Source organism: Ancylobacter mangrovi, assembly GCF_024752355.1.
In the GTDB taxonomy this organism is placed as follows: Bacteria; Pseudomonadota; Alphaproteobacteria; order Rhizobiales; family Xanthobacteraceae; genus Ancylobacter; species Ancylobacter mangrovi.
The window spans coordinates 1,054,776-1,077,642 of sequence record NZ_JANTHZ010000001.1 but is presented as its reverse complement, the minus strand read 5'-3'; the positions used below and the strand labels follow the sequence as shown (position 1 = coordinate 1,077,642).

At 69.7% G+C, this 22,867-nt stretch carries 20 protein-coding genes; 7 read left to right on the top strand and 13 right to left on the bottom strand.

Annotated features, from left to right (window positions below):
• Positions 1-34 precede the first annotated feature (34 nt).
• Complete coding sequence (locus NVS89_RS05035; RefSeq protein WP_258731403.1) at positions 35-1,102, bottom strand: hydroxyacid dehydrogenase; 1,068 nt, start codon at positions 1,100-1,102, stop codon at positions 35-37.
• A gap of 175 nt (positions 1,103-1,277) precedes the next feature.
• Positions 1,278-2,207 carry a 2-dehydro-3-deoxygalactonokinase gene (locus NVS89_RS05030; RefSeq protein WP_258731402.1) on the bottom strand — a complete coding sequence of 310 codons (930 nt, stop codon included), beginning with the start codon at positions 2,205-2,207 and terminating at the stop codon, positions 1,278-1,280.
• A gap of 341 nt (positions 2,208-2,548) precedes the next feature.
• Between NVS89_RS05030 and NVS89_RS05025 the strand changes: the two genes are divergently transcribed.
• From NVS89_RS05025 to NVS89_RS05010, 4 genes are all read left to right on the top strand, one after another.
• Positions 2,549-3,820, top strand: a complete 1,272-nt coding sequence (locus tag NVS89_RS05025; RefSeq protein ID WP_309486521.1) for an alpha-hydroxy acid oxidase — start codon at positions 2,549-2,551, stop codon at positions 3,818-3,820.
• 51 nt (positions 3,821-3,871) lie between these two features.
• Positions 3,872-5,005, top strand: a complete 1,134-nt coding sequence (locus NVS89_RS05020; protein WP_258731401.1) for a mandelate racemase/muconate lactonizing enzyme family protein — start codon at positions 3,872-3,874, stop codon at positions 5,003-5,005.
• Positions 5,006-5,140: 135 nt separating this feature from the next.
• On the top strand, positions 5,141-6,373 hold the full coding sequence (locus NVS89_RS05015) for an alpha-hydroxy acid oxidase (protein WP_258731400.1): 1,233 nt from the start codon (positions 5,141-5,143) through the stop codon (positions 6,371-6,373).
• A complete protein-coding gene (locus NVS89_RS05010) occupies positions 6,366-7,160 on the top strand; it encodes an HpcH/HpaI aldolase family protein (protein WP_258731399.1) in 795 nt (264 codons plus the stop codon). Before NVS89_RS05015 ends, NVS89_RS05010 begins: the two co-directional genes overlap by 8 nt.
• Positions 7,161-7,246: 86 nt before the next feature.
• Here NVS89_RS05010 and NVS89_RS05005 read toward each other — a convergent pair whose 3' ends face one another.
• The 5 genes from NVS89_RS05005 to NVS89_RS04985 all read right to left on the bottom strand — a co-directional run bounded on the left by NVS89_RS05005 (position 7,247) and on the right by NVS89_RS04985 (position 11,408).
• Positions 7,247-8,089: a fumarylacetoacetate hydrolase family protein gene (locus NVS89_RS05005; protein ID WP_258731398.1), complete on the bottom strand. Its 843-nt coding sequence runs from the start codon at positions 8,087-8,089 to the stop codon at positions 7,247-7,249.
• Between the two features lie 45 nt (positions 8,090-8,134).
• Complete coding sequence (locus NVS89_RS05000; RefSeq protein ID WP_258731397.1) at positions 8,135-9,100, bottom strand: peptidyl-alpha-hydroxyglycine alpha-amidating lyase family protein; 966 nt, start codon at positions 9,098-9,100, stop codon at positions 8,135-8,137.
• Between the two features lie 52 nt (positions 9,101-9,152).
• Complete coding sequence (locus NVS89_RS04995; RefSeq protein WP_258731396.1) at positions 9,153-9,794, bottom strand: 2-dehydro-3-deoxy-6-phosphogalactonate aldolase; 642 nt, start codon at positions 9,792-9,794, stop codon at positions 9,153-9,155.
• 12 nt (positions 9,795-9,806) lie between these two features.
• Positions 9,807-10,565 carry an SDR family NAD(P)-dependent oxidoreductase gene (locus NVS89_RS04990; protein ID WP_258731395.1) on the bottom strand — a complete coding sequence of 253 codons (759 nt, stop codon included), beginning with the start codon at positions 10,563-10,565 and terminating at the stop codon, positions 9,807-9,809.
• A 111-nt stretch (positions 10,566-10,676) separates the two neighbouring features.
• Complete coding sequence (locus NVS89_RS04985) at positions 10,677-11,408, bottom strand: FadR/GntR family transcriptional regulator (protein ID WP_258731394.1); 732 nt, start codon at positions 11,406-11,408, stop codon at positions 10,677-10,679.
• 414 nt (positions 11,409-11,822) lie between these two features.
• Between NVS89_RS04985 and NVS89_RS04980 the strand changes: the two genes are divergently transcribed.
• Both NVS89_RS04980 and NVS89_RS04975 read left to right on the top strand, forming a co-directional pair.
• Complete coding sequence (locus tag NVS89_RS04980; protein WP_258731392.1) at positions 11,823-12,605, top strand: 2-keto-4-pentenoate hydratase; 783 nt, start codon at positions 11,823-11,825, stop codon at positions 12,603-12,605.
• Between the two features lie 24 nt (positions 12,606-12,629).
• Positions 12,630-13,766 (top strand): mandelate racemase/muconate lactonizing enzyme family protein, encoded by a 1,137-nt coding sequence (locus NVS89_RS04975; protein ID WP_258731391.1) that lies wholly within the window; start codon positions 12,630-12,632, stop codon positions 13,764-13,766.
• Positions 13,767-13,811: 45 nt separating this feature from the next.
• On the opposite strand, the gene NVS89_RS04970 is transcribed toward NVS89_RS04975, so the two are convergent.
• Complete coding sequence (locus NVS89_RS04970) at positions 13,812-14,870, bottom strand: amidohydrolase family protein (protein WP_258731390.1); 1,059 nt, start codon at positions 14,868-14,870, stop codon at positions 13,812-13,814.
• A gap of 644 nt (positions 14,871-15,514) precedes the next feature.
• Here NVS89_RS04970 and NVS89_RS04965 point away from each other — a divergent pair.
• A complete protein-coding gene (locus NVS89_RS04965) occupies positions 15,515-16,798 on the top strand; it encodes an MFS transporter (RefSeq protein WP_258731389.1) in 1,284 nt (427 codons plus the stop codon).
• A 121-nt stretch (positions 16,799-16,919) separates the two neighbouring features.
• Here NVS89_RS04965 and NVS89_RS04960 read toward each other — a convergent pair whose 3' ends face one another.
• The 5 genes from NVS89_RS04960 to NVS89_RS04940 form a co-directional block, all read right to left on the bottom strand.
• The gene (locus NVS89_RS04960; protein WP_258731388.1) at positions 16,920-18,308 is read right to left on the bottom strand and encodes an MFS transporter; all 1,389 of its coding nucleotides are present in this window, start codon (positions 18,306-18,308) and stop codon (positions 16,920-16,922) included.
• 279 nt (positions 18,309-18,587) lie between these two features.
• Complete coding sequence (gene larB / locus NVS89_RS04955; protein WP_258731386.1) at positions 18,588-19,331, bottom strand: nickel pincer cofactor biosynthesis protein LarB; 744 nt, start codon at positions 19,329-19,331, stop codon at positions 18,588-18,590.
• Entirely contained in the window at positions 19,328-20,119 is a 792-nt protein-coding gene (larE, locus tag NVS89_RS04950; RefSeq protein ID WP_258731384.1) for an ATP-dependent sacrificial sulfur transferase LarE, read from the bottom strand. Before larE ends, larB begins: the two co-directional genes overlap by 4 nt.
• Positions 20,109-21,434 carry a nickel pincer cofactor biosynthesis protein LarC gene (gene larC, locus NVS89_RS04945; RefSeq protein ID WP_258731383.1) on the bottom strand — a complete coding sequence of 442 codons (1,326 nt, stop codon included), beginning with the start codon at positions 21,432-21,434 and terminating at the stop codon, positions 20,109-20,111. The genes larE and larC overlap by 11 nt, the downstream gene beginning before the upstream one ends.
• Positions 21,431-22,726 (bottom strand): nickel-dependent lactate racemase family protein, encoded by a 1,296-nt coding sequence (locus NVS89_RS04940; RefSeq protein ID WP_258731382.1) that lies wholly within the window; start codon positions 22,724-22,726, stop codon positions 21,431-21,433. The genes larC and NVS89_RS04940 overlap by 4 nt, the downstream gene beginning before the upstream one ends.
• Between the last annotated feature and the right edge of the window lie 141 nt (positions 22,727-22,867).

Genomic DNA, 22,867 nt, shown 5'->3' with positions numbered 1-22,867 from the left:
GGCGGCGTGGATGTCGTGCCGGCGGGCGCCCCGGTCAGCCCAGCGGCTGCGGACGGAAGCCGACGATTTCTTCGAAGCGCGCGCTGTAGCGCGGCCAGACCTCGGGGTTGACCAGACGCGGGGGCACCTTGCCGCGCAGCAGTTCGATCCATTGCTCGGCGGTCTTGACCGACATGTTGTAGAAGGTCTCGGCCGTCATGCCGGCGATGTGCGGGGTGGCGATGACGTTGTCGAGCTGCAGCAGCGGGTGGTCGGGCGGCGGCGGCTCGTGATCGAACACGTCGATGCCGGCGCCGGCGATCACCCCGCGCCGCAGCGCGTCGAGCAGCGCGCCCTCGTCATGGATGCGCCCGCGCGCCGTATTGAGGAAATAGGCGCTCGGCTTCATCTGCGCGAAGGCCGCCTCGTCGAACATGCCGAGCGTCTCCTCGGTGCGCGGACAGTGCGCGGTGACGAAGTCGGCGCGCGCCAGCAATTCGCCGAACTCGACCTTCTCAGCGCCGCGCGCGGCGATCTGCTCGCGGGTCAGGTAGGGGTCGTAGGCCAGCACCGTCATGTCGAAGGCGCGGCAGAACTGGGCGGTGCGCGAGCCGATGGCGCCGATGCCGACGATGCCGACGGTCTTGCCGACGATGTCGTTGCCGCGCAGGTCCATGCGGTCGGCGGCGCCCCCGCGCAGCAGCGCGCGGTTGGAGATGCCGATCTTCTTCGACAGGTTGAGCATCATGCCGATGGCGTGCTCGGCCACCGGCTCGCAATTGGTGCCCGACTGGCTGCACACGGCGATGCCGGCCTCGGTGCAGGCGTCGACGTCGACGACGTCGTAGCCGGCGCCGATCGAGCAGATGGCGAGGAGCCGCGGCGCCCGCGCGATCAGCGCGCCGTCGGCGAACCAGGGTTCGACCAACTCGGTGCGCGCGCCGATCTGGTAGGCGCAGCTGCGCGAAAGCTCGCGCCAGTTCTCGTTCTCGTCGTCGCCATAGCGCAGCTTGATGAGCTCGATGTCTTCCTGGTCGCCCAGTATCTGCTCGGCGACGGGATCGAAGAAGCGCTCGAAGAAGACAAGCCGCTTGCGATTGATCGGTGCGGTCGATCCGTTCATGAGATGCGTACCCGGATGCGTGTTCTGGACGTGTGGCGGAGGGCCCGGTCCGTCCTCGCGGCGAGGGGCGGGCGGCTGCCGATGGCGATCGGAGCGTTATATATAGTTCTATAATTAAGCGTCTGACTGCTGCCGTCAAGCGGCCGCCGGCGAGGATCGGGGGATCTCGGATGCATCACGAGGCGGCCTCCACCGGCGCGCAGTGCGGCCAGCGCCGGAGCGCCGCCTGATGGAGGCCGCGCCGCGTCGCCTCGCCCGCGTCGCGCGTCGCGACGGTGTAGCCGTGCACCGTCAGCGCCCGTTCGTAGAGACGTGCCAACGGCCCGCCGGCGAGCAGCGTGAGCGCCTTCTCCCCGCCGTCGAAGGCCCGTGCGCCGGCGATCTCCACGCCGATCAGCAGGCCCGAGAGATAGGCGGCGCCGTCGCCCCGGTCGCTGAAGCCAAGCAGTTGCGAGGCCCTGAGGCCGAACAGCCGCCGCGTTGCCGCCTCCGGCGCGCTCGCCCCGTCCTCGACCCCTTCGAGGAAGCGCGGCGCGTCCTCGCGCACCTCCATGTCCTGCGGCATCGCATGGGCAAGGATGGAGTGGCGCGAGAGCAGCGCGAATAATTCGCCGGTCATGAAGGTGGCAAAGCGCGTCACCGCGCCTTGCTCCACCGCGACCCATTTGGAATGCGTGCCGGGAAGGCAGAACAGGCGCGTGTCGTCGCTCGCGTCGAGGACACCGAGAAGCTGCGTTTCCTCGCCGCGGATCACGTCCGGCGCCTCGGCGCGGCGCTGGGCGAGGCCGGGCAGGATGAACACCTCGCGCGCAGCGCCGGCAATCCGAATGGCCTGTTCGGGCAGCGTGTCGAGCCGGGCGGGCAGGTCGAGGTAGCCCGCCTCCTGCCAGCCCTGCCGGGCGCCGGCCATGCCGCAGATCATCACCGGCAGCCCGGTCGGGGCGCCGGCTGCCGCCAGATGGGCTTCGAGCACGGGAGCGAAGCCGACGCGGTGGCAGTGCTGCATGCCCTCGTCGCTGCGCCGCTCGGCCACGACCATGCCCGCCCGGTCCAGCAGCCACAGCCGGAAGCTCGACGTTCCCCAGTCGACGGCGGCGCAGAACATCCGCAAGTCAAGGCACTCCCAGCTCGGGCCCGGCCGGCCTCGAGCCCTGTTCGGACTCGGGGTCTGGCCCAGGTCTTTTGCGTCGGAAACGGTGGCCGGCTGTCCCCGCCATGTGCGCCGGGCCGGCCCTGGCGCATTGAGGCGGGGGATTGACACGATGTCAATAAATACTATTATATTTTTTAATCATCAGCGTGTGAAGCCCGCGTCTCGCGGTCTTCGGCTGCCATCGAGAACAAGAAACGGCGTTCTGCTGTCGAGCGGCGGGCGTGCCGGGCGGGGTTTTTCGCTGCGGCCTCCGGCGATGGGCAGGCGTGCGAGGGCGTTGGGAAGGAACGAGCGTGGCTGCGGCCGAGCAACAATCCGGGGCGGGGACCAACTCCCCCAAGACGTCTTTTACGGCATCCGATTTCCGCTGGGCGGGCTCGAGCGACGCCAACACGCCGCGCCGTCTTTCGCGCGTCCTCTCGCTGGACGATTTCGAGGTCGAGGCGCGCCGCGTGCTGCCGCGCTGCATCTACGGTTTCGTCTCCGGCGGCGTCGAGAGCAACGGTACGCGCGACGCGAACCGCGCCGCCTTCGACGACTGGAGCTTCATCCCGCGGGTACTGGTCGACACCACCCGGCGCGGCCAGGCGGTGGACCTGTTCGGCCATCGCTGGAGCGCGCCGTTCGGCATCGCGCCGATGGGCTCGACCGCGCTCGGCGCCTTCGAGTGCGAGCGCGTGCTCGCCGGCGGCGCCTATGAGGCGGGCATTCCCTGCCTGCTCAGCGGCGCCTCGCTGATGGCGATGGAGAAGGTCATCGCCGCCAATCCCGACACCTGGTTCCAGGCCTACATACCGGGCGACCGCACCACGGTCGGGCCGCTGATCGAGCGGGTGCGGCGCGCCGGCTACCGGACGCTGGTCGTCACCGTCGACGTGGCGGTGAACGGCAACCGCGAGAACAATGTGCGCAACGGCTTCTCGATCCCGCTGCGCCCGACCGCGCGCCTCGCCTGGGACGGGATCACCCATCCGCGCTGGCTCACCCATACGCTGGCCCGCACGCTGTGGCGCAACGGCATGCCGCGCTTCGAGAACATCACCGGCGGCGAACGCGGCCCGCCGCTGATCTCGCCGACCGCGCAGCGCAGCTTCGGGCGCCGCGACTCGCTGACCTGGGACGATATGGCCTGGATCCGCGACCAGTGGCAGGGCAACTTCATCCTCAAGGGCATCCTCTCGCCCGAGGACGCCCGCAAGGCCCGCGATATCGGCGCCGACGGCATCATCGTCTCCAACCATGGCGGGCGCCAGCTCGACGGCAGCCTCGCCTCGCTGCGCGCGCTGCCGGACATCGTCGCCGCGGTCGGCGGGTCGACCACCGTCATGCTGGACAGCGGCATCCGTCGCGGCACCGACGTGCTCAAGGCGCTCGCGCTCGGCGCGTCCTTCGTCTTCCTCGGCCGGCCCTTCTTCTTCGCCGCCTCGGTCGGCGACGAGGCGGGCGTGCGGCACGCGATCACCCTGCTGGCGGAAGAGATCGACCGCGACATGGCGCTGATCGGCTGCACCTCGCCCGCTGAGCTCGATCCATCCTTCCTGGTGCGGAACTCGGGTGCGCGCTGACATCGCCGGCGGTGCTCCGCCGGTCCCATGCGCCCGAACGGGGGACAACGAATGAAGATCACAGATGTGAGGGCGCACGTCCTCGAGGCGGCGCTGTCGCAACCCTTCGCCTATTCGCGTGCCTGGTACGCGACGCGCACGGCGATGATCGTCGAGATCGTCACCGATGAGGGGCTGGTCGGCTGGGGCGAATGCTACGGCCCGGCACGCATCAACGCGGCGGTCGTCGCGGCGATGCGCCCGCTGCTCGTCGGGCAGGACCCGATGCGCAGCGAATATCTCTGGAACGAGATCTATGCCCGCTTCCGCGACCACGGCCAGAAGGGCGTGATCATCCAGGGACTGAGCGGCATCGACATCGCGCTTTGGGACCTGAAGGGCAAATATCTGAGCCAGCCGGTCCATCGCCTGCTCGGCGGCCCGGTCCGCAGCGAGGTGCCGGCCTATGCGACCGGCCTCTACCGCCGCGAGCAGGGCGAGCCGGCCGAATATCTCGCCGAGGAGGCCGCCGGCTATGTCGCCGAGGGCTTCGGCGCGGTGAAGCTGAAGGTCGGCTTCGGCGTCGAGGAGGACGCGGCGATCACCCGCGCCGTGCGCACGGCGATCGGCGAGGAGGTCGGCCTCATGATCGACGCCAACCACGCCTACGACACCGTCGCCGCGATCCGGCTCGGCCGCGCCATCGAGGAATACGACATCGGCTGGTTCGAGGAGCCGGTGCCGCCGGAGGACGTGGCCGGCCATCTCCAGGTCAAGGCGGCGCTGCGCATTCCGGTCGCCACCGGCGAATGCGAGTTCACCCGCTTCGGCTTCCGCGAGCTGTTCGAGAAGCGCGCGCTCGATATCGTCCAGCCCGACACCTGCGCCGCCGGCGGCATTTCCGAGTGCAGGAAGATCGCCGACATGGCGAGTGCCTACGGCATACGCTACGCGCCGCATGTGTGGGGCACCGGCATCGCCATCGCCGCCGGGCTGCAGCTCCTCGCCGTGCTGCCGTCCTTCACCCCGTGCTCGCTGGCGCCGCAGGAGCCGCTGCTGGAATTCGACCGCACCGAACACCCGATCCGGCAGGCGATCCTGACCGAGCCGATCGAGCACGAGGGCGGGCGGGTCCGGGTGCCCGAAGGCCCGGGCCTTGGCATCGAGATCGACCGCGAGGCGCTGGTGCGCTTTCGCGCCAGCTAAGGGCAGCGTCGATTGACAGCGGGAGGGGCGGGCGTATTTATAATATTATAATCTTGTTCGATCCGCCCGCGCCGCCCCGCTGCCCTGGTCGGCGGGCCTGTCGGGCAGGGTGCCCAGCGCAAATCCGGGACTTCCATGAACATCGATAAGATCGTCACTATCGACGACTTGCGGGCCGCGGCGCGGCGGCGCCTACCGCTGATCGCCTTCGACTTCATCGACGGCGGCGTCGAATCCGAGACCTGCCTCGCCCGCAACCGCCAGACCTTCCAGGACTACCGGCTGCTGCCGCGCTACTTCGTCGACATCTCCGAGCGCAGCCAGAAGACGACGCTGTTCGGCGTCACCTATGACAGCCCGCTCGGCATCTGCCCGACCGGCATCTCCGGCCTCTGGCGTCCCGGCGCCGACGAGATGCTGGCGCAGGCGGCGGCCGAGGCGAACATCGTCTTCGCCTTTCCCTGCGCCAGCAATTCGCGGGTCGAGGACGGGCTGGCGCGCGCGCCGGACAATCTCTGGTACCAGCTCTACAGCACCCGCGAGCGCGCGGTTGGCCAGCGCCTGGTCGGGCGGATCGCCGATCTCGGCTTCAAGACGCTGGTGCTCACCGCCGACGTGCCGATCGTCCCCAAGCGCGAGCGCAACCTGCGCAACGGCTTCACCCGGCCGCTGAAGTTCAAGATGTCGACCGTGATCGACGGCCTGTCGCGGCCGGGCTGGCTGATGGACTATCTGAAGGCGGGCGGCGGCACGCCGATGATGCCGGCCTGGCAGTCCTATGTGAAGGAAGGCGCGACGCCCGACCAGGTGGCCGACTTCTTCGGCACCCAGACCCCGGCCTCGGAACAGACCTGGGCCGACGTCGAGCACTACCGCAGGATCTGGCCGGGCAACCTCGTCATCAAGGGCCTGCTGCACCCGCAGGACGCGGTGCGCGCCGCCGACCTCGGCATTGACGGCATCATCGTCTCGAACCATGGCGGGCGCCAGCTCGACATGGCGCCGACCCCGATCGACATGCTGCCGCTCATCCGCGCGACGGTGGGGGAGAAGATGGTGCTGATGGTCGACAGCGGCATCCGCCGCGGCTCGGACATCCTGATCGCCATGTGCCTCGGCGCGCAGTTCGCCTTCATTGGCCGGCCCACGCTCTACGGCGTCGCCGCCTTCGGCCTTCCCGGCGCCAAGAAGGCGATCGAGATCCTGCGCAAGGAGATCGACGTCAATCTCGGCCAGATGGGCCGCACCAGCCTCGCCGAACTCGGCCCGCACTGCCTGATGCAGCGCGAGCCGCCGTTCCGCATCATGGGAGAGGAGCCCGCAGCCGGCGAGGCGGCGGCGCCCAGCAGGAAGATCGGACATGCCTGATATCGCCGACATCGCAAATCCCACCAGGCAGCGGCTCGAGGCGGGCGAACTCGCGGTCGGCATGATCGTGCGCGTCTCGCGCACCGGCGACGTCGCCCGCATCGCCCGCTCGAGCGGCATGGACTTCCTGTTCATCGACGCCCAGCACGCCATCTACTCGCGGGAGACGATCGCCCATATCGGACAGATCGCGCTCGGCTGCGGCATAACCGCGATGGTGCGGGTGCGCAGCTGCCGCGACCCGGACATTCCGGTGCTGCTCGACGGCGGCATCACCGGCATCGTCTTTCCCGACGTGAACACAGCCGAGGACGCGCAGGCGGGCGTGAATGCCGCGCGCTACGCCCCTATCGGCCGCCGCTCGGCGACCTCGGGCTACGCGCTGTTCGACTATCGCCCGCTGCCGCAGGCAGAGGCGATCGCGATCATGAACCGCAGCACGCTGGTGGTGTGCATGATCGAGACCGTCGAGGGCGTCGCCAATGCCGAGGCGATCGCCGCGGTGGAGGGGGTCGACGTGATCCTGATCGGCCTCACCGACCTTCTGACCAGCATGGGCAAGCCCGGCCAGCTCGGCGATCCCGAGGCGATGGCGGCGGTCGAGCGGGTGGGGCGCGCATGCAAGGCGCAGGGCAAGTTCTTCGGGGTCGGTGGCGATGGCGACCCGCAGCGCCAGGCGATCTACATCTCCCACGGCTCGCGGTTCATCCCCACGCAGTCGGACGCCGCCTTCCTCATGGCGGCGGCCTCGCGCACCACGCAGGAGCTGCGCGCGCTGAAGCCCTGAGCGGGTCCACGACGCAAAAAGGGGAGCGGATGGCCGCTCCCCTTTTCCGTGCCAAGGCGACCGGGTGCTCCGCCGCCGTTGTTCGTTCAGCCCTGGACGAACCGCTGTCGCTGCTCGCCGAGCCCCTCGATGCCGAGGCTGACCACATCGCCGGCCTTGAGGTAGGAAGGCGGCTTCATGCCGAGGCCGACGCCCGGCGGGGTGCCGGTGGAGATCACGTCACCCGGCTGCAGGCTCATGAACTGCGAGATGTAGGAGACGAGATAGGCCGCGCCGAAGATCATGGTGGCGGTCGAGCCGTTCTGCATCTTGCGCCCGTTCACCTCCAGCCACATGCCGAGCTTCTGCGGGTCGGCGATCTCGTCCTTCGTCACCATCCACGGCCCCATCGGCCCGAAGGTGTCGCAGGACTTGCCCTTGGTCCACTGGCCGAGCCGCTCGATCTGGAATTCGCGCTCGGACACGTCGTTGACGACGCAGTACCCGGCCACATGGTCGAGCGCCTCGGCCTCCGACACGTATTTCGCCGGGCTGCCGATGACGATGCCGAGCTCGACCTCCCAGTCGGTCTTGGTCGAGCCGCGCGGAATCTCCACGTCGTCGTTCGGCCCGCAGATCGCCGAGGTCGCCTTCATGAACAGGATCGGCTCGGCCGGGATCTCGGCCCCGGTCTCGGCGGCGTGGTCGGAATAGTTGAGGCCGACGCAGACCAGCTTGCCCACCTGGCCGACGCAGGGGCCGAGCCGAGGCGAACCTTCCACCAGCGGCAGCGACGCGGGATCGAGGGCGGCGAGCTTCGCCAGCGCCGCCGGCGCCAGCGTCGCCCCGTCGATGTCCGGCACCTGCCCGGCGAGCGAGCGGATGCGCCCTTCCGCGTCGAGAAGGCCGGGCTTTTCCTCGCCGGGGGCGCCGTAGCGGAGCAGTTTCATCGCAATGGTCTCTTCGAGTGGAGGGAAGCGTGGCGACGGCGGCGTTCAGGCGGCCGCCGGCACCCGGGTGAACTTCTGCAGGCTGCGCACGAAGGCCGGGCGCTGGGTCTGGAACACCGGGATCCAGGCCGAGAAGGAGACCTCGCCGATATAGAGATCGCCATGCGAATCCGTCGCCCCCGTATGCGGCGCGATGAAAGTGCCGGGCTCGGTCCCCGCGCGCAAGCCGCCGAGCCGCGCCAGCAGCCTGCCGTTCCTGTCGAGGACGCTCACCCGCGGCCCGATGTTCGGATAGAGCCGGTTGATGGCGAGGAACGGGCCGAGCTCGCCGACGAAGAAGACCGGGTCCTCGGGGTTCTGCATCGACAGGCCGCAGGCGCGGTGCAGGTTGACGAACTGGGTCTTGAAGCGCCCGTCCGGGTGGAACACCTGCACACGGTGGTTCTCGCGGTCGGCCACATAGACGAGGCCGCTCGCGTCGCAGCAGATGTTGTGGACGATGTTGAACTGGCCCTCGTCGGTGCCGTACTCGCCCCAGGAGAGGATGTGCTCGCCTTTGGCGGTGTATTTGTGCACGCGCGCATTGCCGTAGCCGTCGGCGACGTAGATGTCGCCCTCGGGCGACAGGGCCACCTGGGTCGGCCGGTTGAACGGTGCGCCGCTGAACTCCTCGCCCGGCTGGTTCGGGGTGCCGATCGTCATCAGCACCTCGCCGTCGAGCGTGCACTGATAGACCGCGTGGCTGCCCTCGTCGACGCAGTAGACGGTGTCGTCCGGCCCCATGCAGATGCTGTGCGGGCGCACGAATCTGCCTTCGCCCCACGACTTGATGAAATTACCCTCGCGGTCGAAGATCACCATCGGATGGCCGCCGCGGTTGAAGACGTAGACGCGGTCCTGCCGGTCCACCGCCACGCCGCCGACATCGCCCAGCGACCAGCCCTCGGGCAGCTTCCCCCAGCCTTCCTCGACGCGGTAGGTGTACTCACCGCTTCCCACCAATACGCTCATGGGCGTGCCTCTCTCGTTTGATTGGTCTCGCGGACCCGGCCCGCGCGCGCGTTCAGGCCGGGCCGAACACGCGGTCATAGGCGTCGATCACGCGGCGGGCGCGCGCGGCGATCTCGCGCGTGTCGAGGCCAGGTGCGTAAAGGCTGGAGCCGAGCCCGAAGGCGCGGATGCCGACTTTTCCATAGTCGGCAAAATTCGTCTCCGACACGCCGCCCACGGCGGCGATGCCGAGGCCGGGCGGCAGCACGGCGCGGATGGCGGCGATCCCCGAAGGGCCGAGCACGCTGGCCGGAAAGAACTTGAGCATGGAGGCCCCGGCGCGGGCCGCCGCCAGCGCCTCCGTGGGGGAGAATACGCCCGGCATCGTCACCATGCCATGCGTGCCGGCGCGCGCGAGCACGGCCGGCTCGACGTTCGGGCTGACCAGCAGCCGCCCGCCGGCCTCGGCGAGCCGGTCGACCTCCTCGACGTCGAGCACCGTGCCGGCGCCGATCAGGCAGCCCGGCGGGGCGATCCGCGCGGCGGCGGCGATGGAGGTGAACGGGTCCGGCGAATTGAGCGGCACCTCGATCGCCTCGAAGCCCGCCTCGACCAGCGCGCCGACGACCGCCGGCGTCTCGGACGGCGCGATGCCGCGCAGGATGGCGACCAGCGGGCGCCGCAGGGTCGGCCAGGGAATGCGCGCCTCAGCCACCGGCCCGCCCGCTCAGTAGGTCGCGCGGCCGCCGGAGAGATCGAACACCGCTCCGGTGGTGAAGGAGTTCTCCTCGCTGGCGAGCCAGGCGATCATGGCGGCGGCCTCGTCGAGCTCGAGGAAGCGGCCGCGCGGGATCTTGCCGAGCATGTAGGCGATATGCTCGGGCGCCTGCTCCATCGCGCCCGGCGTGCGCGCCACGGCCGGCGTCACGCAGTTCACCGCCACGTTCGCGTCGGCAACCTCCTTGCCGAGCGACTTGGTGAGCGCGATCACCGCCGCCTTGGCCGAACTGTAGGCCGCGGCGGTGGGATTGCCCTCCTTGCCGGCGATCGAGGCGATGTTGACGATGCGCCCGTAATCCTGCCCGAGCATGACCGGCACCACGGCCCGGCAGCAATGGAAGGTGCCGTTGACGTCGACGTCGATCACCTGCCGCCAGGCGTCGAGCGGATAGTCGGCGACCTTGGCGTTGGGGCCGACCAGGGCGGCGTTGTTGATCAGTATGTCGATGCGGCCGAAGCGCTCGAGCGTCGCCTGCGTCGCCCGCGTCACGCTCTCATAGTCGGCGATGTCGACCTGACGGGTGGCGACCGCCTCGGAATTGCCGAGCGCTTCCGCCGCCGGGGCGAGGGCGGTCTCGTTGATGTCCCAAATAGCGACGCTGGCGCCGGAGGCGAGGAAGCGCGAGGCGACGGCGAAGCCGATACCCTGGGCGGCGCCGGTGATGACGGCGACCCGGCCCTCGAGATTGATGTGATTGACCTGCATGAAACGGCGCCTCTTCGCGGGCTGAATTCGGCGCCAATAAATACTATTATATCCATAAACACAAGGCGCGTTCGGCGGCGCGTGTGTCGGGAACCGCCGCCTTTGCCGCGTTCAGCCGGCTGCGCGCGACTGCGAGCGGCGGCGTTCGGTATCGTCGAGATGACGGCGCATGGCCGTGGCCGCCGCTTCGGGATCGCGGGCGACGATCGCGTCGAGGATCGCCTTGTGCAGCGGCAGCGAGATGGTGCGGTTGGTCTCGGGGTCGCGGTTGGTGATCCGCAGCGAGGCCATCATCTCCGAGCGGATGGCGTGGGCGATGGGCGCCAGGAAGTCGTTCTTGCTGGCATAGAGGCAGGCGGTGTGGAAGGCGAGGTCCGCCGCCATGAAGTCCTCGGGCGAATCGCCGGCCTTCTCCATCGCCGCATAAGCCTCCTCGATGGCGGCGAAGTCCTCCTCGGTGCCGCGCCGGGCGGCGAGCGCGGCCGCGCCCGGCTCGACGATGCGCCGCACCTCCATCAGCGCGTCGCGCCCGTCGTCGGAGGCCGGGGTGCCGCGCTGGGCCCGCTGCCAGCCGAGCACCACGGGATCGAGCTGGCTCCACTCGTTGCGGGGGCGCACGATGGTGCCGCGCTTGGGACGCGCGTCGAGTATGCCCTTGCCGGCCAGCACGTTCAGTGCCTCGCGCAGCACGGTCCGGCTCACATTGTAGCGGCCGAGCAGCACCTCCTCGCTCGGCAGGAAGTCGCCGGGCTTCAGGCGGCCCGAGACGATGTCCCCGCCGATCTCGTCGACGACCTGCTCCCGAAGGTTCCGTTTCAGCGAGCGGTCGGTGGCGCGTGTCATTCTATCCATATGATAATACTACTTGAATTTTGTATACGCGTCAAGCTGGCATAATCCCCGTAGCGGTTTCGGCCCCGGGATTCGGCCCCGGCTGGACCGCCTTCCGAACCCGACGACCGGAACCCTGGGCGCGCGCCTTCGCGCGCCGCATCCAGGCCCGCCTGCGGCGCGCGAAGGCGATGGCGCCGTCCCGCCGGCTCACCATACGCCCCCATCGCGTTGACTTGCTCCCACAAAAATCATATCGTACTATTTAATGGCTTGCCGGCCGTGCAACCGATCTGCCGTTCCGGCGAGCGCATCCTGAACAGGTCCTCGTGATGCGACCGATCACGACGTCCGACCCCGCCGGCGGGAGCGGGCCGGGCGGCGGACGCCCGGCGCTCGCGCTCTCCCGTCGAATTTGGATCGAGTATGTTGGCCAGTCTCACCACACATGACCGCGCCGGGCTCGTGGAGGTGCGCACGCACCGAGCACGCTGGTATCGCTTCCCCGAGGATCGGCGCCCCCCGGACGAAGAAGCCGGCTACCGCGTCCAGCGCGAGGTGCATGACGCCCTCGCGCAGGCCGGCATCCGCCGCGTCGGCTACAAGATCGCCTCCATCGCCGCCGACGGCCAGCGCGCGCTCGGCCTTTCCGAGCCGGCCTATGCCGGCATCTACGACCTGACGCACAAGCCGAGCCTCGACGAGGCGCTGAGCCTGCCGCTGGTCGCGCCCTCCGTCGAGTGCGAGATCGCCTTCATCACCTCCGCCGAGCTGCGCGCCGGCGACGACCTGTCCGACGAGGCGCTGTGCGCGGCCATCGGCTCGGCGCATCTCGCCTGCGAGATCGTCGACAACCGCTACGGCCAGCCCCTGAACGTCGGCATCCCGACCATCCTCACCGACGACTTCTTCCATTCGGCCTTCGTGCTGCGGGCGCCCCGGCCCGGCTGGCAGGAGGTCATCGGTGACGACCTTGCCGGCCTGATCGAGATCGACGGCGAGGTCGTGCGCGGCAACACCGCCGACGCGCTGCGCCCGCTGGAGGCGCTGCGCTGGCTGGTCGGCAAGCTTGGCTCGCACGGGCTGACGCTCGGCGCCGGCGAGATCGTGCTCGCGGGCTCGCTGGTCAAGCCGACACCGATCGCGCTTCCCGCGACCTCCGCTTCCATCGCGGTCGACGGCTTCGGCACGCTGAGCCTTGGCGACTGACCTGCTGGCCACAAGGATCAGACCATGAAAATCGCCGAGCTTCGCACCCATGTGCTCGAGGCGCCGCTGGAGCAGCCCTTCGGCTGGTCGGTCGACCGCACGACGGTGCGCAAGTCCTGCATCGTCGAGATCGTCACCGATACCGGCCTCGTCGGCTGGGGTGAATGCTTCGGGCCGGCGCGGCCCAACGCCGCCGTCGTCAACGTCTTCCGCGACCTGCTGATCGGCGCCGACCCGATCGCCACCGATGTGATCTGGCAGAACCTCTACAACCGCTTCCGCGACCAGGGACAGAAGGGCCTCGTCATCAGCGGCCTCAGCGGCGTCGACATCGCGCTGTGGGACATCAAGGGCAAGGCGTTCGGCGTGCCGGTCCACCGGCTGATGGGCGGGCCGATGCGCACCCGCATCCAGGCCTATGCCACCGGCACCTACCGCCGCGACGAAGGCGACGTGTTCGAGTACATCCTCGAGGAGGTGCGCGAGCGGCTCGACGAGGGCTTCGAGGGGGTGAAGCTGAAGATCGGCATCGACTTCGAGGAGGATATCGAGCTCATCCGCGCCACGCGCGACCTGATCGGGCCGGGGCGCCAGCTCATGCTCGACGCCAACCACGCCTATGACGCGATCGAGGCGATCCAGCTCGGGCGCCGCGTCGCCGACCAGAACATCGCCTGGTTCGAGGAGCCGGTCGTGCCCGAGGACCTCGCCAGCTATCACGAGGTGAAGCTTGGCCAGCCGATCCCGGTCGCCGGCGGCGAATGCGACTATACGCGCTGGGGCTTCATCAACATCTTCACCTCGCGCGCCATGGACATCGTGCAGCCCGACACCGGCGCGGCGGGGGGCCTGTCCGAATGCAAGAAGATCGCCGACATGGCGACCGCCTTCGGCATCCGCTACATCCCCCATGTCTGGGGCAGCGGCATCAGCATGGCCGCGGCCCTGCAGCTTCTCGCCTCGGTGCCGCATACGCCGGCGCGCCTGCGCCCGCGCGAGCCGCTGCTGGAGATGGACCGTTCCGAGCACCCGTTCCGTCATGCCGTCATCACCGAGCCGCTGGTTCAGCACGGCGGCTGGGTCGAGGTGCCGACTGGCCCGGGCCTCGGCATCGAGGTCGATCGGGACGCGCTTCGCCGCTTCGCCGCTCCGGATCCGTAGCGGGCGGGACCGCGCCGGAATCCCCGCGCGGCCTCGCCCCCTCGCTCACAGCCGGTAGACGCGCGAGGCGGTGCCGGCGAACAGCGCCTCCTTCTCCTTCGCCGATGCATTGCCGGCAATGCGCTTGAGCGCGTTCCACAGCGTGCCGTAGCGGCAGGACTGCTTGTCGACCGGGAAGTTGCTCTCGAACATCGCCCGCTCGACCCCGAACGCCTCGATCGCGGTTTCCATATAGGGACGCCAGGCTGCCGCGAGCTCCGTGGAGGGCGGCGGCACGTCGCGCAGTTGGAAGTCGAAGCCGAAATGCAGCATGCCGAGGCCGCCGAGCTTCACATGGACATTGCTGCAGGTGGCGAGCTCGCGCATATGGCCGCGCCAGACCTCGAACAGCTCCTGCCGGCGGCCGGCATAGGGCCCGACGCAGATCGGCCCGCCCACATGGTCGACGATGATGGTCGCCTGCGGCACCGCCCGCGCCAGTGCGATCACGTCGGGAAGCTGGTGGAAAAACACCCAGGTCTCGAAATTCAGCCCGAGCTCGGCCAGCACCGCCGCGCCCTCGTGGAGGGCCGGGTTGAGCAGGTGCCCGGGCGGCACCTGATGGGCGACGTAGCGGCCGATCTCCTCGTGGTGCCCGTCCCAGGCGGCACAGACGCGGATGCCGCTGAGCCGCCCGCCGCCGGCGTCGATCTCCGCCTCCAGCACCTCGCGCACCGCCCCGCCGAGCGTGAGGTCGGCATGGCCGATCATCCGGTGGGCGACGCGGAGCGGGCCATACTGGCCGGAAGCGCTCATCGCCGCGACGCCGCGCACGAACTCGACCTCGCCGACCGGGCGGAACGGCTCCGGCCCGTCGGCGCGGTACATGGCCTCGCACTCGGCGAACACGGTCCGGCGCACGTCGTGGCCGCTCTCGTTTACGTCGGCGAGGAACTCGTGGAGCAGGTAGCGCCCACGCTTGGAATTTTCCCAGATGTGATGGTGCGGGTCGACGATCGCCAGCTGCGGCTCCAACGCCTCCTCTGGCGGCGTTCCGGCAAGCCATTCGGCAAGCGCCGCCGGGTCACGGTAGGTCGCGCCGCGGTAGACGTAGGGTTCGCTCATGCTTTCCTCCTCTCGCCATACCGCCGGCACGAGGCGCGGGCGGTACGGCTGACGGGCGCGGGCCTCGAGGGCGGCCGGGCGCGTCGGTCATGATTCATGTTTGCCGGCAAATGGACGGTTTCGGCGACGGGGCCGAACGGGATGGGCGCCTCGGCCATAGCTCGCAGCCGGGAGGGTCGACCTCACCGGCGACGGGCATCGCGGACCTAGGCGGGCGAGGAGCGCGGCCGGCAGGTGCCCGGCACACGGGCGCGGTGCGTGCGCGGATGAGGTGAAGCCGGCGGGCAGGGCGCATGGAGATCGGCGGTCATCGGTGGCCCTCCCATCGTCTGCCGAAACGGCATTCCGCTGCGGTATTCATGGCGGCTTTTTGGCTCTTGCATTCTTTTAATATCATAGTACTAATAGGCCGCAAGCTGTCAAGCAAGCCTCGGCGAGCCGTATCGGCTTGCAGGCTCGAGTCGGTCGTTCCGGGTCCGCGGCGCACAGTGGTCCGGCCCCGGTTTCACAGAACAAACCAGCAGATCATCAAGGTGACGTTGCGTCACTTAAGGAGACGATCGCGACCGCATGGTTGAAGCGCGGCCCCATGAGCCGCAGCGGGAAAAACAGCGTCTGGGAGGATGCACGTGGTTGAAGAAAAGGTGGTTATCAGCAAAGTCGCGTGGCGGTTCGTTCCGCTGCTCGTGGGGTCGGCCTTCCTCGCCTATCTCGACAGGGTGAACGTCAGTTTCGCCGCCTTGACGATGAATGCGGATATCGGCCTTTCCGCCGCCGCCTATGGCTTCGGCGCCGGCATCTTCTTCCTCACCTATGTGCTCACCGAGGTGCCGTCCAACATCATCCTGGCCAAGGTCGGCGCACGGATCTGGCTCGCGCGCATCATGTTCACCTGGGGCATCATCTCGCTGATGATGGTGTTCGTGCGCGGCGAGATGAGCTTCTACATCCTGCGCGCCCTGCTCGGCATCGCCGAGGCCGGCCTCTATCCCGGCATCGTCTACTTCATGTCGCTCTGGTTCCCGGCCAAGTATCGCGCGCGCATGGGTAGCATCTTCTGGCTTTCCATCCCGCTCTCCTCGGTCATCGGCGCGCCGGTCTCCAGCATGTTCCTGGCGATGGACGGGCTGCTCGGGCTGAAGGGCTGGATGTGGCTGTTCATCCTCGAATCGCTCCCCACGATCGTGATGTCGTTCGTCCTCTACGTCATGCTGCGCAACAGCCCGTCCGAGGCCGAGTTCCTGACGCGCGAAGAGCGCGACTGGCTCACCCGGCGCATGGCGGGCGAGGCCGATGCCGTCGCCGGCGGGCACGGCCACGGCATCCTCGCGGTGCTGAAGGACGTGCGCGTGCTCTCGCTCGGCCTGATCTGCTTCGGCGCGGTCATCATCAATTACGGCGTCAACTTCTTCCTGCCGCAGATCATCAAGGGCTTCGGCCTGACCAACATGCAGGTCGGCTTCGTCACCGCGCTGCCCTCGGTCGCGGCGGTGTGCGGCATCCTGTTCTTCGGCTACATCTCGGACCGCACCGGCAACCGGCGCGGCTTCGTCGCCATCGCCATCTCGGCCGTGGCGATCTGCCTGGCGCTCTCCACCCTGTTCCCCGATCCGGTGGCCAAGATGGCGGCGCTGATCGCGGCGGGTTTCTTCATGTTCGGCTATCTCGCGCCGTTCTGGGCCATCCCGCATCGCTTCTTCACCGGCGCGGCGCTGGCGACCGCCATCGCGGCGGTGAACTCGATCGCCAATCTGGGCGGCGTGGTCGGGCCCTATGTGATGGGCTATCTGCGCGAGACCACGGGCAGCTTCGAGGACGGCCTGCTCGCGCTCGCCTTCGGCGCGGTGCTGGTGGTGCCGCTGCTGCTGGTGCTGCGCGCGCCGCAGAAGGGCGACATCGGCGCCGCGGCGGTCTCGCCCGAGGTCTGACGCCGGCCGCCCGGGGGCGATCCATCCCCCGGGCGCTCCGTGGCGTCATTCAGGTACGAAACGTAACAAGGGCCGGAACGGCGAACTGCCGTCCGGCCCTTTCATTATGGAGGTTCGTTGCTCAGCTCCGGCGCCGCACCGCCTCGCCGGTCTTCGGGTCGAGCCGCAGCGCGTCGAGCGTGCCGATGAGCGCGACCACGCCGATCATGGCGAACGCCATCTGGAAATGGGTGACCGGCACCACGCCTTCGGCGGCCGGGTCCACCAGCCCGGCGAGCCGCAGCGCCAGCACCGCGAGCGCCACCCCCATGCCGAGCGCCATCTGCTGCAGCACGTTGAACAGCGTGTTGGCGCCGCTCATCTGTTCCGGCCTCACATCGACGAAGGACAGCGTGTTGAGGGTGGTGAACTGCACCGAGCGCGTCACCCCGCTCACGAACATCAGGAGCACGGTGACGATCAGCGGCGTCTCGGCCGAGATCAGCGCGCAGGCGCCGATCGCGAGCGCGTTCAGCGTGCCGTTCACCAGCAGGATGGAACGGAAGGTGAAGCGGCGCAGGATCGCCGTGGTCACCAGCTTCATGACGAGGTTGCCGGCGAACACGGCGAGCACCAGCATGCCCGATTCCAGCGGGTCGAGCCCGAAGCCGACCTGGAACATCAGTGGCAGCAGGAACGGCACCGCCTGGATCGCCGCCCGCACCAGCGAGCCCCCGCGCAGCGCTACCGCATAGCTGCGGATCGTCAACGCCGAGAGGTCGAGCAGCGGGAAGGGGTGGCGCCGGGCATGGGCGACGGCGTGGAAGCCGGTGACGAGGCCGATCGCCACCATCAGCCCGAGCACCATCCCCGCCGGCCGGCCATTGCTGACGAGTTCCACCGCGTAGAGCAGGCAGAAGCAGGCGACGCCGGTGAGCACGAAGCCGAGCGCATCGAAGGGGCGCGGCGTCACCGTCTCCCCGCGCGGCATCAGCCGCAGCGCGATCATGACCGCGACGATGCCGAGCGGCACGTTCAGATAGAAGATCCAGTGCCATGAGAAGTGCATGGTGATGAGCCCGCCCACCGGCGGCCCGAGGATCGGCGCCACCAGCCCCGGCCAGGTGATGGTGGTGATCGCCCAGATCAGGTCGCGCTTGTCGGTGACGCGCAGCACCACCAGCCGGCCGATCGGCACCATCATCGCGCCGCCTACCCCCTGCAGGACGCGCGCGAGGGTGAAGGTGAGCAGGCTCTCGCTCAGCCCGCACAGGATCGAGGCGGCGGTGAAGATCATGATCGCGGAGGTGAAGATGCGCCGGCTGCCGAAGCGCTCGGCGAGCCAGCCGCTCAGCGGGATCAGCATCGCCAGCGTGAGCACATAGGCCGAGACCCCGATGCCGAGATCGACCGGATGGACGCCGAAGGAGCGGGCCATCGCCGGCAGCGCGGTCACGAGGATCGTGCCGTCGAGATTCTCCATGAACAGGGCCGAGGCGACGAGATAGGTCAGCGCTCTTGCGTTCGGCACAGGGGGCGGGGTCCCGGCCGCGGTGCCGGAGTCGGAAAGCGGATCGGTCTTCAAGGAGATCACCTCGGTCGTGCGGCGGCGCCGCCACGCTCGGGGCCGTGCGAGCCTGCGGCTCGCAGGTGCGTTTCGCGCGGCGGACGACGCGCCACCGGCGCGCGGGCACCGATGGCGAATCGGTTTTCTAGCGCGGCCGGCGGCCCCGGAATGTCTCGCATTCGACATTCCGTGCCCCGGCGGGCGATTTTTTCCGAAGTTAGCGGCCGGCGGCCGGGGCCTGCCCTATCTCGCGGCCGTCTCCGTGCGGTCGGTCGGCGCGGCATCGAGGGCGCGGCGGGTGCGCTTCATGATCTTGATGGCGGCGGCCGCGGCGCCGAAACCGTTGTCGATGTTGACCGCGACCACGCCGGGGGCGCAGCCGCCGAGCGCGCTGTGCAACGCCAGCGTGCCCCCTGCGGCGACGCCGTAGCCGACCGAGGTCGGCACCGCGATCACCGGCGCCTCGACGAGGCCGGCGAGCACGCTGAACAGCGCGCCCTCCATGCCCGCCACGCAGATGACGACGTCGAAGGAGCGGATCTGCGGCAGGTTGACGAGCAGCCGGTCGATGCCCGCGACCCCGACGTCGAGGATGGTCGGCGCGGCGAAGCCGCAGAAGGTCAGCGTGCGCGCTGCCTCGCGCGCCACGGGTGCATCCGAGCTGCCGGCGCCGACGATGCCGATGCCGGGAATGAGCGCCGCCGGTCCGTGCGCCGCCGGCACGATGGCGGTGGCGGAGAGCGCGTCGTAATCGAGCGCCGCCCGGGTCTGCGCCGCCAGCAGGCCGTGGTGCTCGGGCGACAGCCGGGTCAGCAGCAGGGCGCGGCCGGCCGTCTTCGCGCCGGCGACGATGCGGTCGATCTGGTCGGCGCTCTTGGGCTCGCACAGCACCGCCTCCGGCATGCCGGTGCGGGCCTCGCGCTCCCAGTCCATGCGCAGGTCGCGGCGCGCGTCGGCATCCATGTGCGGTCCGCCGGGTTCGCTCATGCCGGTGCTCCGAGGAAGGCGCTGCCCCGTCGGTACGGCCGGACCCCCGCGAAGGCGCGGCCCGCCTCGCCGCACAGGCGGCGCACGATGTCGACGGCGGGCATGTGCGCGGCCTCGCCGAGCTCCACCATCACGCCGCGCGCCGTCATGCGGCAGCGCAGGGTCGCGTTGGCGGGCAGCGCGGCGGCGAGCGAGGCTTCGGCCTGCTCGATGAAGGCGAGGTCGTCGGCGCTGATCGCGATGCCGGTTTCGACGCGGCTCGACAGGCACGGCTCGGCCGGCCGCTCGGCCACCTCGTCGAGCCCGTGACGGCGCGCCAGCAGCCGGATGTGTTCCTTGCCGATGCCGGCCTCGATAAAGGGATGGATCACCCCGCGCTCGGCCGCCGCCGTCAGCCCCGGCCGGTAGTCGCCGAGGTCGTCGAGATTGGCGCCCGAGGCGATGGCGCCTTCCGGTACCCGCTCGCGGATGCGGTCATAAAGGTGCGTCTTGCAGTAGTAGCAGCGGTCGACCGGGTTGGCGCGGTAGCGCGGGTCCTCGAACTCGCCGGCGCCGACCACCTCGAGCCGCCAGCCATCGCGCGCCGCCCGCGCCCGCACGCGCGCCGTCGCCGCCGCCGGCACTGCGGGGGAGAGGGCGTGCACCATCCGCGTCGCGCCGGCCGGCCGATGGGCCTGCGCGAGTGCCGCGAGCGTCATGCTGTCGACGCCGCCGCTGACCGCCACCGTCAGCCACGCGTGGCGGGCCAGCGCCGCCGCCAGCTGGTGCTCGATCGCCTCAGCGCTCATCGGGTTCGTCCTCGATCCGGCGCTTGATCTCGCGCCGCTCGCCGAGCGTGCGGGCCGCGAGGTCGTCGCTCTCCGCCTTGCGGGTGACGCGTCCGTCCGGGCGCACCACTTCCTTGAGCCGCAGCCGGCCCTCGTCGGTCGCGACGCTGCGGGCGGCACGCGCCAGCCGGCGCCGGCTCACCATATGCCAGCGCAGGCCGATGGTCGACGTCTCGACGAGGCAGCGCGCGGCGACATCGTCCAGCGCGTCCGGCCGCACCAGCAGGCGGAAGCCGCTGAACGGGCGGCCTTTCTTGCCCATCAGCGAAACCAGGGAGAGGTCCAGCACGCTGTCGATCTCGCGCAGCCGCTGAGCGGCGATTGCGATCTCCTCGCCGGTCATGTCGTCGATGTCGAAGGCGAGCTCGGCGACCGTCTCGTCGGCCGGCGCCTCCACGGCTTCCGTAACCTCCGTCACCATCGCCCGCAGGATGTTGGGCATCCCGGGAAGCTCGCGCGTGCCGGCCCCGGTGCCGGTCGCGGCGAGCCGTCCGCCGGGACGCTGCCGCCCGGCGCGCAGGTGGCGCAGTATGGCCGCGCCGGTCGGCGTCACGCGCTCGCCGCCCACGCCGTCGTCGCGCCAGGCGAAGCCTTCGAGCAGCCGCGCCGTGGCGGGCGCCGGCACCGGCATCAGGCCGTGCCGCGTCTTCACCGTGCCGCCGCCCAGCGGCAGCTCCGACACGCTCCAGGACGCATCCCCCAGCACTGCGATCAGGCTGCCGGCCGCCACCACGTCGAGCAGCGAATCCCAGTCGGCGATCTCGTGGAAATGGACGTCCTCGACCGGCATGCAATGGACGTGTGCCTCCGCCTCGGCCAGCGCCGTCAATATGCAGATCGCCTGTTCGGCGGTGCCGGCCGAAAGCGGGGCCGCGGCGATCCGTGCCCGCATTTCGGCGAAGGTGCCGCTGTCGGCGGCGTGGTCGCCATGTGGGTGGTCGCCGTGCACGTGGTTGCCATGCGCGTGGTCGTGCCCGCGGGTGCGGCCGCGCTCATGGGCGCTTCCGTGGGCCGCTGCGTGCGGATGCGGGCGTTCGTGGCCGTGGGCAGGTTCGTCCACATGGTCCGGCTCGCCCTGCCAGAGCAGCCTTCGCACGCGGATGCCGGCGCTCAGCCCGTCCACCAGCCGAGCCCTGCCGACGCCCGGCGGCAGCACGGCGTCGACGTCGCCCATCACGCGGTCCGTGAGCTCCGGCCGCGCGTCGAGCATTGCGGCGACGAACATGTCGCCGGCGATGCCGCCCACCGCGTCGAGATGCACATGCCGCCGGATCATGCCCGGTGGACCGGCACCACATAGGGGCCTTCGGGGATCACCGCGACCGCCGGATCGTTGTGGCGGGCGATGCTGGCGCTCACCGCCTCGGCGAGGGATGGCACGATCTCAACCGCCGTCAGCCGCCGTTCCTCCGGCGTCAGCCCGGTGGTGTAGAGCTGGATCTGGCCGACCCGCATCGGCTTGAGCTGCATCTCGGTCTGCCATTCGTCGATGTCCGCCAGCGACTTGGCGCTGATGGTGGCGAGGAAGCGCTCCGGCCCGAGCTCGACCAGGCGCGCCTGCGCGTCGCGGAACTCCTCGGAGCCGAAGCCTTCCGAGCATTCCGAGGCGATGATCAGCGTGCCGCCCGGCTCCAGTATGTCGAGCGGCGTCACCATGCCCTTGACGGTCTGGTAGTAGGTCTTGTCGAGCGGATAGCCGGCCGAGGTGGTGACCACGGTCTTGAACTTGCGCGGCATCTCGATGCGGGTCGCGGAGGTGACGAAGTCGACCGCCGCCAGATGGCTCGCGATGATCTCGCCGAAGGTCACGTGGACCAGGTTGCGGTCCTCGTCGAGCACGGTGTTGAGCGCGTAGATCTCGCCGATCTTGCGCACGATCTCGAGCTGCTCCTCATGCAGCGGGTTGCCGACGAGATTGCACTGGACCGCCAGCGGGTCCTCCATGAACCGCGCCGAATGGAAGGTGCGGATGGTCTGGTGGCCGGCGACGCCCGGTGCCACCACCTTGCGCCCGCCCGACCAGCCGGCCATGAAATGCGGCTCGACGAGGCCGGTGGCGATGCGCAGCTCCGCCTCGACGAAGCGGCGGTCGATGAAGACCGGCGTCGCGCGCGTCGGCGTCGGGCCGAGGTCGACATGGGCCTCGGCGTCGCGGGCGAAATGGTTCGCGACCGTGACATTCTCCAGCACCCAGTCGTCACCCACCAGCTCGGCGAGCTCCGCGCCCTCGTTCGGCCGGTGTAGGCCGGTGGCGACCAGCACGGTGATGGCGGAAAGCGGGATGCCGGCGGCGTGCATCGTCTCGATCATCGGCCGCAGGAACAGCCCGTTCGGCACCGGCCTGGTGATGTCGCAGATGAGGATGCAGGCGCTGGCCCGGCCCTTCGCGAGCTCCGCCAGCGGGGGGGCGTCGATGGGCGTGTCGAGCGCGTCCTGCAGCGCTGCGCGAGCATCCGGCAGCCGGGGCAGGTGCGCCTTCTGGATGATCTGCGGGCGCGCCGCCTCGGGCAGTTTCAGCTCGATGCCGGCGCGTCCGAAGAGCAGGGGAATCGATCGGGCGTCTGCCATGATACTCAGGTCCGGGGCCTTGCTTGCCGACACGGGGGACGATGGCGCGAGACGCGCCGCGCGCGATCATATCAGGATCGCCGCGCAAAAGAGTCGGCCTGCCGACATATGCGCTCGCCCGCGCGCGAAGCAAGGGACGCG

Excerpts from the sequence above, each read along its gene's own strand:
- NVS89_RS04980 (WP_258731392.1), top strand. The coding sequence starts at position 11,823 with ATGTTGGCCAGTCTCACCACACATGACCGCGCCGGGCTCGTGGAGGTG.
- larB (WP_258731386.1), bottom strand. The coding sequence starts at position 19,331 with ATGAGCGAACCCGGCGGACCGCACATGGATGCCGACGCGCGCCGCGAC.
- NVS89_RS04975 (WP_258731391.1), top strand. The coding sequence starts at position 12,630 with ATGAAAATCGCCGAGCTTCGCACCCATGTGCTCGAGGCGCCGCTGGAG.
- NVS89_RS05010 (WP_258731399.1), top strand. The coding sequence starts at position 6,366 with ATGCCTGATATCGCCGACATCGCAAATCCCACCAGGCAGCGGCTCGAG.
- NVS89_RS04985 (WP_258731394.1), bottom strand. The coding sequence starts at position 11,408 with ATGACACGCGCCACCGACCGCTCGCTGAAACGGAACCTTCGGGAGCAG.
- NVS89_RS05005 (WP_258731398.1), bottom strand. The coding sequence starts at position 8,089 with ATGAAACTGCTCCGCTACGGCGCCCCCGGCGAGGAAAAGCCCGGCCTT.
- NVS89_RS04990 (WP_258731395.1), bottom strand. The coding sequence starts at position 10,565 with ATGCAGGTCAATCACATCAATCTCGAGGGCCGGGTCGCCGTCATCACC.
- larC (WP_258731383.1), bottom strand. The coding sequence starts at position 21,434 with ATGATCCGGCGGCATGTGCATCTCGACGCGGTGGGCGGCATCGCCGGC.
- NVS89_RS05015 (WP_258731400.1), top strand. The coding sequence starts at position 5,141 with ATGAACATCGATAAGATCGTCACTATCGACGACTTGCGGGCCGCGGCG.
- NVS89_RS05035 (WP_258731403.1), bottom strand. The coding sequence starts at position 1,102 with ATGAACGGATCGACCGCACCGATCAATCGCAAGCGGCTTGTCTTCTTC.
- NVS89_RS04940 (WP_258731382.1), bottom strand. The coding sequence starts at position 22,726 with ATGGCAGACGCCCGATCGATTCCCCTGCTCTTCGGACGCGCCGGCATC.
- NVS89_RS05030 (WP_258731402.1), bottom strand. The coding sequence starts at position 2,207 with ATGTTCTGCGCCGCCGTCGACTGGGGAACGTCGAGCTTCCGGCTGTGG.
- NVS89_RS04970 (WP_258731390.1), bottom strand. The coding sequence starts at position 14,870 with ATGAGCGAACCCTACGTCTACCGCGGCGCGACCTACCGTGACCCGGCG.
- NVS89_RS05020 (WP_258731401.1), top strand. The coding sequence starts at position 3,872 with ATGAAGATCACAGATGTGAGGGCGCACGTCCTCGAGGCGGCGCTGTCG.
- NVS89_RS05000 (WP_258731397.1), bottom strand. The coding sequence starts at position 9,100 with ATGAGCGTATTGGTGGGAAGCGGTGAGTACACCTACCGCGTCGAGGAA.
- larE (WP_258731384.1), bottom strand. The coding sequence starts at position 20,119 with ATGAGCGCTGAGGCGATCGAGCACCAGCTGGCGGCGGCGCTGGCCCGC.